This window comes from Bradyrhizobium sp. USDA 4451 (genome assembly GCF_054822585.1).
On the sequence record NZ_JBTRCH010000001.1, the window covers coordinates 2,335,269 to 2,348,279 of the forward strand.

Genomic DNA, 13,011 nt, shown 5'->3' on the forward strand with positions numbered 1-13,011 from the left:
CTTGTAATCTGACAGAATGCGCACGTGCGCAGGCCACAGGGAATTGCCTGTTTCGGCACGGTGATCGCTCGCTTGGCGGCCCCATTATCTGAGGCGCCATGCTGTGGTTGGATTTGTCCATGCAGAGGAGGCCGGCGCGTGACCGCGCCCGAAGCCGCCGGGTAAAGCTTGGCGATGGGCTGATAACGTCACGTCGAGTGAGGTTGATCACGCAGCCGGAGCGCTCGTCGTCCTCGTCTTTGAGGTGACGCTCAGGCAGTGCAAGCGTCGCGGCTCGACAGATTGTCGCAGTGAGGCAGATACGTGGCAATGTCGTGAGCGATCGACCAAATAGCGGCGGATCACAATACGGCCGACAACTCGACTCGTCGGGCGTATTGCTCGAGTGTGGTCACGGAGGCTTAGATCCGTCGTCGGCACGCGGCCGAGAGCCAATCTCCGTCGAACTCGCTGGCCGGTCTTTGCGGGACGCCAGGATCGCCATGTTCTCTTGATTTCAGCTCTGTTCGGATCGAGCGCATCAACGGCCTCTTCGATGGATTGATCTGCCCGAAGGACGGCTGACGCCTCGACCGCCTAAGGCGCAACAGCGGCGTCACAGCTTTCTTCCCCTGCCGGCTGCGCCGTCATTCCTCGCGCGAGCCAAGAAAGTTGCTCCTTTGCTGTCAGGCCCCTTCGGGGTGCGCCGTCGATCGCCTCCGGCCTGTCGATCACCATCGAGGCCGCAAGGTGCGGGCTCGGAAAACAGAGATCAAGGAGAACTACCATGGCGACCATCGGCACCTTCAAGAAGACCGGCAACAACGAGCTCACCGGCGAGATCGTCACCCTCTCGCTCCAGGCCAGGAACGTCCGGATCGTCCCCGAAACCAACCGCTCCGGCGACAACGCACCGAGCCACCGCGTCTATGTCGGCCGAGTCGAGATCGGGGCCGGCTGGTCCAAGCGCTCCAACGAGGGCCGCGATTATCTGGGTCTCAAGCTCGACGATCCGAGCTTCACTGCTCCGATCTTCGCCAACCTCTTCGCCGACGAGGAAGGCGAGGGCTTCAGCCTGATCTGGTCCCGCCCCAGCCGTCGCAGCGGCGACTGACCCGAGCCACAATGCCTCGCCCGGCCTGGTCCGGGCGGGGCATCACCGCGCTCGAGAATCGCGAAGGCACCTCGTCGGCCGTGCCGCAGCAAGCAGAGGGCGTAACAGATGGCGGTTAGCGCCCGCGTGCCGGTTTGATCGGCCGTCTTTGATGGGCCTCCGCCACGCTATCGACGATGTCATCCCAGTCGGGACAGATTGCGATGAGGCGGTCTATCACCGTAGGGTCTCGGTCGATCTGGCCGAGCGCCTGAGCGCGCCATTGGTCGTTGAAGCTTATGCTCATCAGCCCCAGGCATTCGACGACCGAACTGTGGGGCGGCAAATGCTCCAACGTCGCCGTCATGATGCCGGTCCATTCTTGTATCAGACGCCAGCGGTCCGACTCGGCGTTGGTGTCCAACTTTTCTTGGAGCAGATCAACTAGTGCGCGGAAGCGAATTGGCCAAGGTTGGGGCCTGAGTTCCGCAACGTAGGCATCCACCACTTCGCGGATGTCGTCTGGCAAGTGCTCGTATAGCGTCGTCATAGCGCAGGCTCCGCTCTGCCAACCGTTACCCTTCGGTCCTTCGAACAGAGCAACAACCGTCGGGCCAGAGCAGATCTACGCCCAAAGCCGATCATCTACCACGTTTAGGTGATTTCCAGCGCGCCGGTGCCGCGGCCTGGCATAAACGTACCTGTCATCGACCGTGAGTAGAATGAACCGTCGTCCGCTTAATCAGGTCGGTTGCTTCGACGCCCAGCGCCTTCGCGATCCGACCCAGCACCGTCACGCTGGCCGACACGTCTGCGCGTTCGATTGAGCCGATGTAACGGACGCTTAGTCCGGCGCTATCGGCCAATTCTTCCTGCGACATCTTCTTCACATGACGGATCCGACGCAGATTGATCGCCATGATCTCCTTGAGATCCATAGCGACAAGGGAACTCACATCGGAACGATCGTTCCAGGAACGATCGTTCCGATTCGTACAGCGCGATGTTATTCATAGGCTCTGTCCGGGGCCTGTTAGCCGTTTCCGGGGACCACCGCGATGCGGTCTCCGCATCGCGCAGCTAATCGTGTGACATTTCGCGGCTTGCCAAGTTCCACGGCAAGTGAATGTCTAAGGTTGTTTCGATCCTGAGGGGGACGATCGCAATGACCGAAGCGCCATTCCAGGAACAGCCGCCACAGACCGACCGTGTAAACGCCTACGACGAGCAACATCTCGCGATCTATGTTCAATTATTAATGGCTGAAGAAGAGGGCGCCGACTGGCGTGAGGTCGTGCAGGTGATCTTCGGTCTCGATCCTGCCCGAGAACCCGAGCGTGCCAAAATCGTCCACGAGAGCCATCTCGCGCGCGCCCGATGGATGACGGAAGCCGGATATCGGCATCTGTTGGACCCGCGAATGCAGTGACCGGGAGGCGACCGTCACACAAATTGTGGTCGTCGGTGATGCAACCTATGGGTCTAGTTTGCCGGACCGTCTTTCCTGATCGTGGTGTGTCCCTCCTTCGGGAGGACAGAACAAGAAAACGCAGGAGGACACACCATGCCCACACAGTATTGGCGCTCGCCGGAGACGATTGAGCGCCTGAAGCGGCTCGAGCGCCCGGGCTTCGCGCTTGAGTTCCTGCGCCGCAACGCTGAGTACCGCCGCGATTTCGCCCGCACACAGCGCCAGATCGCGCGCGACGGCGTTGATCCAGAGACCGTCCGTTCCAGCCTCGCACGTCGTTGGGGGTTGCGATTTCGCTCATGACCCAGCTTCCCCGGTTGGGCCCGAACCAACCATATGGCTGCCCGAGGCATCACCTGGAACCGTAATCCTCGAACCCGCGCCATCGGGCTTCAAAACCATCCATTCGATCGATCGCAATGCATTCGGACTGCCGCTCGTCGAGCGGACGGATGCTGACGGTCGCGAGCTGGTGATTGCGGACGGATCGGGTGAGCTTCATGTTCGTTTGCAAGACGAACAGGCCGCGCGACGTCCTGCCGTGCTTCTGCCGCTTGACAGCATGGCCGAGCTGCGGCTCGACGTCGCGCTATACTTCGTGCGCCATCTTGGTGACCACCGTCTGGGCCTTCTTCCAGCGGCTCTGCGGCTGACGCCCTTCAAGAAGCGGCGATTGATTCAGCTGCTTCACGCCTTCGACGTTCATGAATCTGGGGGCAGCCCCCGAGACGTGGCAGCAGAGGTGCTCGCTTCCGACCACGCCCAGCGTCGTTCGGTTGAGTGGAAAGATTCGCATGCCCGCCGTGCGGCGAACCGCCTCATCCATGATTCGACCGCCTTGGTCGAGCGGGGCTACCTGAAACTCCTGCGCGGCCTCTGACAGGCCCCTCGATCCCTCCACGCAATCCGCCGTGATGACGCTCACCCGCGCTCCGCTGGTAACGCCTCGGTTCGCCTGGTTACGCCCGTAGGGGGGACACGCATCTGCAAATATTTTCGTCCACCCCCAACGCCTGAACTCTCCGCCACTCTGGCCCCGACAAGCCGCGACTTGGCCGCGGCGCTTCGAGGCAAGACGGAGATCTCCCATGCTCGACCGGACCGCGCAGCTCACCACGCGCTACGTGCGCACCCCTGAGGCGGCGCGCCTCCTTGGCCTCTCGCCGCGCACCCTTGAGAAATACCGCTGCCATGGCAACGGCCCGACGTTCCGCAAGCTCGGAGGCCGCGTTGTCTACGCCGTTGGCGATCTAGAAGCCTGGGCAGATCAGGCTGCTTGCAGCTCGACCTCGGATCCTCGCTACGTCGAGGCCCGCGCAGCCGGCCACGCGCATCGCTAAGGCAACGCTCGCCATGCTGACGCGACGCCTCATCACGCCCAGCGAGCGAAGCAAGCTCGATCCGTTCGTTGTCGCCACTGGTGACGCCAGCCCGCGCGATCAGCGCGACCTGATGGAGCGGCCATTCTTCTCGCTTGCCAAGGCGAGGCGTACCCGGCCGATCCTCTACCAGGCCGGCGATGTACGCGTCGAAGTCCATGCAGTCCCTGAGCACGGTATGGCGACCATTTGGGACGCCGACGTGCTGATTTGGGCGGCGAGCCAGATTGTCGAGGCCGAGAACCTTGGTCTGAAGACCTCGCGCTTCCTGCGCTTCACGCCCTACCAGCTTCTGATCGCGGTCGGCCGACAGACCGGGGCGCGAGACTACAAGCTCTTGAAGGGGGCACTGGCCCGTCTGCAGGCAACCGTCATCCGCACCACCATCCGGCAGGGCGAGCATTGGCGACGCCACCAATTCTCCTGGATCAATGAATGGGAGGAATGCGCAAGGCGCGACGGTCGCGTGGAAGGCATGGAATTTGTCCTCCCCGACTGGTTCTACCGCGGCGTCATCGATCGCTCCCTCGTCCTTGCAATCGATCCGGCCTACTTCCGCCTGACCGGCGGGATCGAGCGCTGGCTCTACCGCGTCGCGCGCAAGCATGCCGGACGACAGCCACGAGGATGGCTGTTTGAGATCGCGCACCTCCACAAGAAATCCGGCAGCCTGGTGCGAGCCTCCGATTTCGCGCGGCAGATCCGGCTTATCGCAGCACGCCAACCACTCCCCGGCTACAGCTTGTACGTCGAACGCGAGGGCCGCCGTGAGCTGCTGCGCATTCTGCCGGCGAAGTTGTCCACCGCCCCTGTGGATGGCGCTGTGGACGAGCTCGGGACTTCGCACGCAATCCTTGTCGGGACTTCGCACGCAGCCCCATCGGGACTTCGCACGCATACATTAGAATCTAACTTAGAGTCTAACCTGGAATCTAACTGTTGTAGTGGGCTCGTGCGTCATGCGGATAACGCCGACGCGAGCGCTGAGCCGTCGTCAAATACGCCCCCAAGCCAACAATCGCTGCCGCTTCTCGATCACAAGACGGGAAGCAAGCGATGATTGTCGCACTGCTCAACCAGAAAGGCGGAGTCGGCAAGACGACGCTCGCGCTACACCTCGCCGGCGAATGGGCGCTCCGCGGAAAGCGTGTAACGCTGCTCGATGCCGACCCCCAAGGCTCGGCATTGGACTGGTCGCAGCAGCGGGCGCGGGAGAACGTCTCGCCGCTATTCGGCGTCATTGGCCTCGCGCGGGATACACTCCATCGCGAGGCGCCTGAGATCGCGCGCACTGCCGATCATGTCGTCATTGACGGGCCGCCGCGCGTCGCCCGATTGATACGATCGGCGCTGCTGGCCGCTGACCTGGTGCTGATTCCTGTGCAGCCGTCGCCATTCGACGGCTGGGCGTCGGCGGAGATGCTGGCTTTGCTGCGCGAGGCTCGCATCTACCATCCGAAGCTCGCCGCTCGCTTCGTGCTCAATCGCTGCGATACGCGCACAGGCATCGCCCGCGCGACAGCGGAGACGCTCGCCGATCACGATCCGCCAGTGCTCGCCACCACGATCGGACAGCGTGTCGTCTTCGCCGACGCCGCGCAGTCGGGTCGGCTCGTCTTCGAGTTTGCGGAGCAGAGCACCGCATCCGGCGAGATAACCGCGCTCGGCGCCGAAGTCGCGAGGCTCGCGCCATGAGCGGGCGCTCCTCCAAGCGCGGCTTCGCGTCGCGACCTGGCGATGCCGAAGGCTGGGTCAAGGCCAGCGATGCGTCGCGGCGTCGCACAGATAACACAGCAGCATTGACCCGCGCGCCTGACAATCGACGTCTCGCCGGCGCTGCGCGGCCGCATCAAGGTCGCCGCATTCCAACGCGGCGTCACCGTCGCCGACATGCTGCGCGAATTGCTGGCGCGAGAATTCCCACTGAGACCGGAGAGCCGTCATGAACGACAATGAGGCCTTGCCGCCGCGCGCCGTGCCGCCCTCGCATCGGCGGAGCGTTGCGCTCACCCATGTCGAGCTGACCTGGATCGAGAAGAGGATCGAGCATTGGCTGCGCTTCGGCCGTCGCACGGAGGAAAAGATTCTCGATCGCCGCCGCAGTGTTTCAAGTTTTGCGCCTGGCAGCATCTTCGGCTTCGTTTGCTGGGCATCGAACGACTATGGCACCGTGGTCTCGCGGATGGACATCGTGCGCGCCGTGGAGGCGGGCCAGCGCTATCAGACGCTGCCATTCGTCCGGCCCGGCGGAGAGATCCTGCTGCGCGTCGATAGCTGGCCGAAGGTCGAGCTCGTGTTGCAGGCGATCGATGCCATCGAGGCGCTCGCCATCAATCCGGCCGATGCCGCGCCCGATTACTGGCGGCATCTCCACAACCGTCTCGCCGCCGACCACGTGCCGCGCGCCTACACGCGCGAGCAGCATGTCGCGTGGCTCAAGCGCCGGAGCGTCACGCCATGACCCGATTTGGCTATGTCGTGGTGACGTATATTGCCGTGCTCGCTGCCGGTGGCTTGGTGTTTTTTCATCCCGCGCCGAGGCTGGTTTGGAACGCCACCGCAAGCACGCCGACAGGGCTCTACACGCTGCATCCGGCAGGACGGCTGCATGCCCTCGAGCTGGTCCTGGTGCAGCTCCCGGAGCCGATCGCGAACTTCCTCGCCGATGGCGGCTTTCTGCCGAAAGGAGTGCCGTTGCTCAAGCATGTGATGGCGCTGCCGGGACAGACCGTGTGCCGGTCCGGCGATGCCATCACGGTCGACGCGGTCGATGTCGGTACCGCACACGATCACGACCATCTCGGCCGACCGCTGCCGCATTGGAGCGGTTGCACCACTCTTCAGCCGGGTGAGGTCTTCCTCATGAACCCGACCGTCCCGGACAGCCTGGACGGCCGCTATTTCGGCTCACTGCCCGTCAGTTCGATCGTCGCACGCGCGATCCCGCTTTGGACCAATGAGGCCGCCGACGGCCGCTTCGTCTGGCGCGCCGCCACCCACTAGCTCGCTTCTCAACCCGCCAAGTAAGGAGGTTTCCCATGGCGCAAATCGGCCAGTTCACCCGCGATAAGTCCGGCTTCACCGGGCGCGTTGAAACGCTTTTCTTCGAGCGGATTCTCACCCTCGTCCCGGCCGAATCCTCGGAAGCCGAGAACGCGCCGGACTACCGCATCCGCCTCGGCGATGCTGACGGTCCGGAGATCGGCGCAGGCTGGAAACGCACCGGCGAGAAGGCTGGCGAGTACGTTTCGCTCATCATCGACGACCCGGCGCTGCCGCGGCCGATCCGCGCCAATCTCTTCCAGTCAGGCGACGACAAATCGGCCTGGACGCTGAACTGGAATCGGCCGCCCCAGCGCGCCGAGCGGGATTGATGGCATGCAGGGTCCCGTCACGCATGCTGCCGACAAGGCGCATCTAAGCTCGATCCCTTTGTTCGCGGCAAAGCCGTCTCATCCCTCCATTCCGCGCAACCGTCAGCCGGCCGCCGCGCACAGCGGTGGTGAAGCCGGTGGTCCGCGCGCACCGCTGCTAGGCAGCACGACGGCTTACCGTGATGGCGGAGCCACGGCGGGCCTTGCCGTTCTCCTCCTTACCGGCCTGCTGGTGATTGGCGGTTCAATGCCGGCGGCGTCAGCAGAGAAAGCGCCGGCGCGCGGTCAACCTACGAACGATCGCTATGCCACTCATGTGACGGAAGCCGCGCGGCGCTTCGGCGTTCCGGCAGCATGGATACACGCCGTCATGCGCATCGAGAGCCATGGCGAGCGGCGCGCGGTGTCACCCAAGGGCGCGCTCGGCCTGATGCAACTGATGCCCAAGACCTGGGCGGACATGCGCGTTCGCTACGGTCTCGGGCGCGATCCCTTCGATCCCCGTGACAACATCCTCGCTGGTGCCGCCTTCCTTCGCGAGCTCCTCGACCGCTACGGCTCGCCGGGCTTCCTTGCGGCCTACAATGCAGGGCCCGGCCGCTACGAGGCGTTTCGCGATAGACATCGTCCACTGCCGGCCGAGACCGTCGCCTACGTCGCGGCCATCGTCCCTTTTGTCGATGCGGAGAGGGCACCAGGACCTCTTCTCCTCGCGGCCTCTTCTCGTTCATCCTGGACGCGGGCGCCGCTCTTTTTCGACCACGCTGACGAGCGGTCGGCTGCCGCGCGAGCGACAGTCGATCGACCGGCGCACGACAAGTCGGCAGCAGTTCCCGTGCATGATCTCTCTGCGATTGCGCCGCAATCAGAAGGCCTGTTCGTCGCGCTCTCGACAACGGGACCATCGCAATGACGGCACGGCATCATCAACATCAGCGTCGAGTTCGACGCTCGCCTGCAGGCACCCATGTTGCGGAGATCTGGATATCCGCTGTGCGATGGCGGCTTGCTATCGCGATCGGTTGCGAATTCGTGCTCAGGCGTGCCTTAGCGCATCCCTGCGAGGGAGAAAGAGCAGGCGAGGGAGATGAGCAGGCAACGACCGAACGAGGGCGAGATAAAAGGCCGCAATGTGCGGCTCGATCGGTCGGTTGTTGTTGCTTGGCTTTTTCGCTGATCCAGCAACGTGCGCATCTAGCACGCAATGTGCGCTCCACCATCAACTCATTGCACGGATTCTCACTTTCGCACATTGCCGAGGCTGGCCATGGCTGAGGAGAAGGAATTTCGGCCGCGGCCTGGCCGCATCCGCTCCCCAAGGAGCCAGCGGGCCAAGCCTTTCATCGCCCAGGCGCTTGCCGCCACTCGGCGCGCCGGCGGCGTCGTTTCGCGAGCAGGCCGTCTCGCCAACCATCGTCATTCGCGCTTTGGTCGCGGCCGGGTTGCCAGCGAGCGGGCGAACCGTCTGCTCACCGGCCGCTCGCGTCTGGTGACGGTCAAGACCCGCGTCGTCCGTCATAGGACGAGATCAGCCCCGCTCGCCGCGCATCTCGACTATCTCCGGCGCGAGGGCGTCACCCGGGACGGGGAGAAGGCCCGTCTGTTCGGCCCCGATACCGACGATGCCGATCCTAAGGCGTTCGGTGAGCGCTGCCAGAATGACCGGCACCATTTCCGGTTCATCGTCTCGCCGGAGGATGCGGCCGATATGGCCGACCTCAAGGGCTTTGCGCGCGAACTGGTCGGCCAGATGGAGAAGGATCTCGGCACCAAACTCGATTGGGTCGCAGTCGATCACTGGAATACCCAGCACCCTCACGTCCACATTCTCGTGCGCGGTATCGCCGAGGATGGCCAGGATCTCGTGATCTCCCGCGACTATATCAAGGAAGGAATGCGTGCCCGCGCGCAGGACCTGGTCACACAGGAGCTCGGACTTCGCTCCGATCTCGACATTCGTCGCTCGCTCGAGAGCCAGGTCGAAGCCGAGCGCTGGACACAGCTCGATCGGCAGCTCGTTCGCGATGCGGGTCGCCACGGCGTCATCGACCTTGCACCCAATCCGTCGCAGCAGCCTGATCAGTTCCATGCGTTGAAGGTGGGTCGGCTGCGGCGCCTGGAGAGCCTTGGCCTTGCGCATCAGCTCGGGCCAGGCCAATGGGTCATGGACGAGGCCGCTGAGACGACGTTGCGCGAGCTTGGCGAGCGCGGTGACATCATCAAGCGCATTCACCGCAGCCTGACCGAACGCGGCATCGAGCGTGCGACCGCGAGCTACGTGCTATCAAGCGAAAGCCTCGACGTCCCCGTCATCGGACGCCTCGTCGACCGTGGTCTCGATGACGAACTCAAGGCGACCACCTATGCCGTGGTCGACGGCGTCGATGGCCGTACCCACCACATCAGGCTCCTCGACCTCGACGCCGCCGGCGACAGCACCCCAGGCTCGATTGTCGAGCTCCGCAAATTCGATGACGCGCGAGGACAGCGTCGCGTGGCGCTGGCCGTCCGCTCCGATCTCTCGATCGAAGCGCAGGTGACCGCAAGTGGCGCGACGTGGCTCGACCGGCAGGCGGTCGCCCGTGATCCGGTGGCGCTTGGCCATGCCGGTTTCGGCGGCGAGGTCCGTGAAGCCATGGAACGGCGGGCGGAACAGCTTGTCGAACAAGGTCTTGCCGAGCGCCAAGCGCGTGGAGTGGTGTTCGCGAAGAACCTCGTCGGCACACTGCGCCGCCGGGAGTTAGAGGCGCTCGGCCAGAAGCTCGCCGCCGAGACGGGCCAGCCGTTCAACCCGTCGGGCGCCGGCGAACATGTCACTGGGACCTATCGACAGCGCTTCGCGCTCGCCTCCGGCCGCTTCGTGATGATCGACGACGGTCTCGGCTTCCAGCTCGTGCCTTGGACCCCCTCACTCGAAAAGCAGCTCGGCCGCCATGTCTCTGGCGTCGCCCGTGATGACGGTGGCGTCGATTGGGGCTTTGGGCGCAACCGGGGGATCGGACTGTGAGCGATCCTTCCAATCACCGACGTTAGGAAAGGGCGGCGGAAATGTCCGCGACCAAAATACTCTGGGGACAGGTAATCACCGTCTTAGTGATCGTCATGCTGACGTTCTGGACCGCGACGGAATGGACCGCCTGGCGACTCGGCTTCCAGGCGCAACTGGGGCAGCCCTGGTTCAAGCTGTTCCACTTTCCATTCTACCTTCCACCCGCCTTCCTCTGGTGGTGGTACGCCTATGATGCTTATGCGCCACATATCTTCATCGAGGGCGCCTATATCGCGGCATCCGGCGGCGTCATCGCCGCAGCGGTCGCAATCGGCATGTCTGTCTGGCGCGCCCGGGAAACCAAGAATGCCGAGACCTATGGCTCGGCACGCTGGGCTGCGGCGAAGGAGATCGGGGAGGCTGGTCTGCTTGGGCCTGACGGCGTGGTGCTCGGCCGGTTCGAGCGGACCTATCTTCGCCATGATGGACCGGAGCATGTCCTCTGCTTTGCGCCGACCCGGAGCGGCAAGGGCGTTGGCCTTGTCATCCCGTCACTGCTGACCTGGCCTGGATCTGCGATCGTCCACGACATCAAGGGCGAAAACTGGCAGCTCACGGCCGGCTTCCGTGCTCGGCACGGCAGCGTTCTTCTGTTCGATCCCACCAATGCGAAGTCATCAGCCTACAACCCGTTGCTGGAAGTCCGGCACGGCGAGTGGGAGGTACGCGATGTTCAGAATATCGCCGACATTCTGGTCGACCCGGAGGGCAGTCTCGAGAAGCGGAACCACTGGGAGAAGACCAGTCACGCGCTCCTGGTCGGCGCGATCCTCCACGTCCTCTATGCCGAGGAGGACAAGACGCTTGCCGGCGTCGCAGCCTTCCTGTCCGACCCCAAGCGGCCGATCGAATCGACGCTCGCAGCGATGATGCGCACCGCACATCTCGGCGAGGCCGGCGTCCATCCGGTCGTTGCCTCCGCGGCGCGCGAACTGCTGAATAAGTCCGGCAACGAGCGCTCCGGTGTCTTGAGCACCGCGATGTCGTTCCTCGGCCTCTACCGAGATCCCGTGGTGGCCGAGGTGACGCGACGCTGCGACTGGCGGATTAGTGGCATCGTAGGCGGAGACCGAGCGACCACGCTCTACCTCGTCGTACCGCCATCGGACATTAACCGCACCAAGCCGCTGATCCGGCTGATCCTCAACCAGATCGGCCGCCGCCTGACCGAGGATCTCCAGGCCAAGGCCGGGCGCCGCCGGCTCCTCCTGATGCTCGACGAATTCCCTGCGCTCGGCCGGCTCGACTTCTTCGAGTCGGCGCTCGCCTTCATGGCCGGCTACGGCATCAAGAGTTTTCTGATCGCCCAGTCGTTGAACCAGATCGAAAAGGCCTACGGGCCAAACAACTCAATCCTCGACAACTGTCACGTTCGAGTCAGCTTCGCGACCAACGACGAAAGGACGGCCAAGCGGGTGTCCGACGCATTGGGCATGGCGACCGAGATGAAGGCGATGAAGAACTATGCCGGCAGCCGGCTGGCCCCTTGGCTCGGCCACCTCATGGTGTCGCGGTCGGAGACCGCCCGGCCGCTGCTGACGCCTGGCGAGATGATGCAGCTCCCCCCATCAGACGAGATCGTCATGATGTCGGGTCTGCATCCGATCCGCGCCAAGAAGGCGCGCTATTACGAGGACAGCCGTTTCCAGGAGCGCATCCTGGCACCGCCGACGCCGACCAAGCCCAACAACAACCGGCCGGACGATTGGAGTTCACGGCCACTGCCGCCTCGCCCCAAGGCACCGCCGGCGTCGACGGACGACCAGGCCGACGTAGAGGATCCGAAGACGGCTGACCGCCGGCAGCAGCCGGAACTGGATCGGGACACCGTGGAGAGGAAGGAACCGATCGACAACGAGTTCGCGCCCGATTTTGCCGACGAGCTCGATGAAGACGCTCCGCGAGTCAGGCGCATGAACGACATGATGCAGGGCGTCGCGCGCCAAGCATCACTCGATCCCGACGACGATCTCGGATTATGAGGCAGGCATGACCTCGCCGAAGAAGAAAGCCCAGATATCGGTCTATCTCGATCCAGACGTCATGAAGACGCTGTCGGCCTATGCCGCCCGGCGCGAGCAGTCGATGTCGCTCATCGCCGAAGCCGCGATCGCGTCCTTCCTGTCGCCGGACGCAGACGAACGGCGGGAGGCTGCCGTTGCCAAGCGACTTGATCGGGTCGATCGCCGCATGGCGCGGCTCGAACGCGACATGGGGATCTCGGTCGAGACCCTGGCGTTGTTCGTTCGCTTCTGGCTGACGACGACACCACCACTCCCCGAGCCGGCTGCAAAGGCGGCGAGGGCGCAGGCGGCCGCGCGCTACGACAATTTCGTCGCGGCGCTCGGGCGACGGCTCAGTCAAGGGCCGAAGCTGCGGCAGGAAATCCCAGAGGATATTCAGGACAGCGAGCCGACGGGAGGGGCGCCACTTATAGTCCGATGACCGCCTACCCGTGTGGACGAAAATCCAACCGCGGTGGCGATTCAAGTCCGTGCATCGCCAGCAGTTCCCGCGCGAGAACCGACAGTGCGCAGCCGATATCCTCAACGCACGCGGATGCGTCCTTTTCGATAGACTCCCGCTCAATCGCCTAGAGGCTTGTTCACATGTCGTAGTCGCCGCTGACGGCTCCTCGAAGACACGAAGTTCGGTAGGATCGAGCC

16 protein-coding genes and 2 pseudogenes are annotated in these 13,011 nt (G+C 63.9%); 16 read left to right on the forward strand and 2 right to left on the reverse strand.

What is annotated here, in order from left to right; translation table 11 throughout:
- The first annotated feature begins 766 nt into the window (after positions 1–766).
- Positions 767–1,093, forward strand: coding sequence for a DUF736 domain-containing protein (locus ACVMB0_RS10755; RefSeq protein WP_461346202.1), 327 nt, complete (start codon positions 767–769; stop codon positions 1,091–1,093).
- Between the two features lie 115 nt (positions 1,094–1,208).
- On the opposite strand, the gene ACVMB0_RS10760 is transcribed toward ACVMB0_RS10755, so the two are convergent.
- The gene (locus tag ACVMB0_RS10760) at positions 1,209–1,622 is read right to left on the reverse strand and encodes a hypothetical protein (RefSeq protein ID WP_461346203.1); all 414 of its coding nucleotides are present in this window, start codon (positions 1,620–1,622) and stop codon (positions 1,209–1,211) included.
- Between the two features lie 154 nt (positions 1,623–1,776).
- On the reverse strand, positions 1,777–2,010 hold the full coding sequence (locus ACVMB0_RS10765) for a helix-turn-helix domain-containing protein (RefSeq protein ID WP_456854653.1): 234 nt from the start codon (positions 2,008–2,010) through the stop codon (positions 1,777–1,779).
- 227 nt (positions 2,011–2,237) lie between these two features.
- Here ACVMB0_RS10765 and ACVMB0_RS10770 point away from each other — a divergent pair, with 227 nt between their 5' ends.
- The 15 genes and pseudogenes from ACVMB0_RS10770 (at position 2,238) to ACVMB0_RS10840 (ending at position 12,790) form a co-directional block, all read left to right on the forward strand.
- A complete protein-coding gene (locus tag ACVMB0_RS10770; RefSeq protein ID WP_456854654.1) occupies positions 2,238–2,501 on the forward strand; it encodes a DNA -binding domain-containing protein in 264 nt (87 codons plus the stop codon).
- A 135-nt stretch (positions 2,502–2,636) separates the two neighbouring features.
- The gene (locus ACVMB0_RS10775) at positions 2,637–2,846 is read left to right on the forward strand and encodes a transcriptional regulator domain-containing protein (protein WP_456854655.1); all 210 of its coding nucleotides are present in this window, start codon (positions 2,637–2,639) and stop codon (positions 2,844–2,846) included.
- A pseudogene (locus ACVMB0_RS10780) lies at positions 2,785–3,063 on the forward strand (DUF7012 domain-containing protein); the annotation flags it as partial. The gene ACVMB0_RS10775 and the pseudogene ACVMB0_RS10780, both read left to right, overlap by 62 nt.
- A gap of 21 nt (positions 3,064–3,084) precedes the next feature.
- Positions 3,085–3,423, forward strand: a complete 339-nt coding sequence (locus tag ACVMB0_RS10785) for a DUF2285 domain-containing protein (protein ID WP_461349630.1) — start codon at positions 3,085–3,087, stop codon at positions 3,421–3,423.
- A gap of 208 nt (positions 3,424–3,631) precedes the next feature.
- On the forward strand, positions 3,632–3,883 hold the full coding sequence (locus tag ACVMB0_RS10790) for a helix-turn-helix transcriptional regulator (RefSeq protein WP_253639140.1): 252 nt from the start codon (positions 3,632–3,634) through the stop codon (positions 3,881–3,883).
- Between the two features lie 13 nt (positions 3,884–3,896).
- A complete protein-coding gene (locus ACVMB0_RS10795) occupies positions 3,897–4,982 on the forward strand; it encodes a replication initiator protein A (RefSeq protein ID WP_461346204.1) in 1,086 nt (361 codons plus the stop codon).
- Entirely contained in the window at positions 4,979–5,617 is a 639-nt protein-coding gene (gene parA / locus ACVMB0_RS10800; RefSeq protein WP_456779635.1) for a ParA family partition ATPase, read from the forward strand. Before ACVMB0_RS10795 ends, parA begins: the two co-directional genes overlap by 4 nt.
- Positions 5,614–5,878: pseudogene (locus ACVMB0_RS10805) on the forward strand (ribbon-helix-helix protein). Before parA ends, ACVMB0_RS10805 begins: the two are co-directional and overlap by 4 nt.
- A complete protein-coding gene (locus tag ACVMB0_RS10810) occupies positions 5,865–6,383 on the forward strand; it encodes a DUF2840 domain-containing protein (RefSeq protein WP_461346205.1) in 519 nt (172 codons plus the stop codon). The pseudogene ACVMB0_RS10805 and the gene ACVMB0_RS10810 overlap by 14 nt, the downstream one beginning before the upstream one ends.
- Positions 6,380–6,925 carry a S26 family signal peptidase gene (locus ACVMB0_RS10815; RefSeq protein ID WP_461346206.1) on the forward strand — a complete coding sequence of 182 codons (546 nt, stop codon included), beginning with the start codon at positions 6,380–6,382 and terminating at the stop codon, positions 6,923–6,925. Before ACVMB0_RS10810 ends, ACVMB0_RS10815 begins: the two co-directional genes overlap by 4 nt.
- Positions 6,926–6,960: 35 nt before the next feature.
- On the forward strand, positions 6,961–7,296 hold the full coding sequence (locus tag ACVMB0_RS10820; protein WP_461346207.1) for a DUF736 domain-containing protein: 336 nt from the start codon (positions 6,961–6,963) through the stop codon (positions 7,294–7,296).
- A gap of 4 nt (positions 7,297–7,300) precedes the next feature.
- On the forward strand, positions 7,301–8,209 hold the full coding sequence (locus ACVMB0_RS10825) for a lytic transglycosylase domain-containing protein (RefSeq protein WP_461346208.1): 909 nt from the start codon (positions 7,301–7,303) through the stop codon (positions 8,207–8,209).
- A gap of 354 nt (positions 8,210–8,563) precedes the next feature.
- Complete coding sequence (locus ACVMB0_RS10830) at positions 8,564–10,303, forward strand: relaxase/mobilization nuclease domain-containing protein (protein ID WP_461346209.1); 1,740 nt, start codon at positions 8,564–8,566, stop codon at positions 10,301–10,303.
- A 41-nt stretch (positions 10,304–10,344) separates the two neighbouring features.
- Positions 10,345–12,327 carry a conjugal transfer protein TraG gene (locus tag ACVMB0_RS10835; protein WP_461346210.1) on the forward strand — a complete coding sequence of 661 codons (1,983 nt, stop codon included), beginning with the start codon at positions 10,345–10,347 and terminating at the stop codon, positions 12,325–12,327.
- A gap of 7 nt (positions 12,328–12,334) precedes the next feature.
- Positions 12,335–12,790 (forward strand): CopG family transcriptional regulator, encoded by a 456-nt coding sequence (locus tag ACVMB0_RS10840; protein ID WP_461346211.1) that lies wholly within the window; start codon positions 12,335–12,337, stop codon positions 12,788–12,790.
- The last annotated feature ends 221 nt before the right edge of the window (positions 12,791–13,011 follow it).

Coding starts and splice junctions, on each gene's coding strand:
- ACVMB0_RS10775 (WP_456854655.1), top strand. CDS start 2,637: ATGCCCACACAGTATTGGCGCTCGCCGGAGACGATTGAGCGCCTGAAG.
- ACVMB0_RS10820 (WP_461346207.1), top strand. CDS start 6,961: ATGGCGCAAATCGGCCAGTTCACCCGCGATAAGTCCGGCTTCACCGGG.
- ACVMB0_RS10825 (WP_461346208.1), top strand. CDS start 7,301: ATGCAGGGTCCCGTCACGCATGCTGCCGACAAGGCGCATCTAAGCTCG.
- ACVMB0_RS10760 (WP_461346203.1), bottom strand. CDS start 1,622: ATGACGACGCTATACGAGCACTTGCCAGACGACATCCGCGAAGTGGTG.
- ACVMB0_RS10835 (WP_461346210.1), top strand. CDS start 10,345: ATGTCCGCGACCAAAATACTCTGGGGACAGGTAATCACCGTCTTAGTG.
- ACVMB0_RS10795 (WP_461346204.1), top strand. CDS start 3,897: ATGCTGACGCGACGCCTCATCACGCCCAGCGAGCGAAGCAAGCTCGAT.
- ACVMB0_RS10830 (WP_461346209.1), top strand. CDS start 8,564: ATGGCTGAGGAGAAGGAATTTCGGCCGCGGCCTGGCCGCATCCGCTCC.
- ACVMB0_RS10810 (WP_461346205.1), top strand. CDS start 5,865: ATGAACGACAATGAGGCCTTGCCGCCGCGCGCCGTGCCGCCCTCGCAT.
- ACVMB0_RS10765 (WP_456854653.1), bottom strand. CDS start 2,010: ATGGATCTCAAGGAGATCATGGCGATCAATCTGCGTCGGATCCGTCAT.
- ACVMB0_RS10840 (WP_461346211.1), top strand. CDS start 12,335: ATGACCTCGCCGAAGAAGAAAGCCCAGATATCGGTCTATCTCGATCCA.
- parA (WP_456779635.1), top strand. CDS start 4,979: ATGATTGTCGCACTGCTCAACCAGAAAGGCGGAGTCGGCAAGACGACG.
- ACVMB0_RS10790 (WP_253639140.1), top strand. CDS start 3,632: ATGCTCGACCGGACCGCGCAGCTCACCACGCGCTACGTGCGCACCCCT.
- ACVMB0_RS10770 (WP_456854654.1), top strand. CDS start 2,238: ATGACCGAAGCGCCATTCCAGGAACAGCCGCCACAGACCGACCGTGTA.
- ACVMB0_RS10755 (WP_461346202.1), top strand. CDS start 767: ATGGCGACCATCGGCACCTTCAAGAAGACCGGCAACAACGAGCTCACC.
- ACVMB0_RS10815 (WP_461346206.1), top strand. CDS start 6,380: ATGACCCGATTTGGCTATGTCGTGGTGACGTATATTGCCGTGCTCGCT.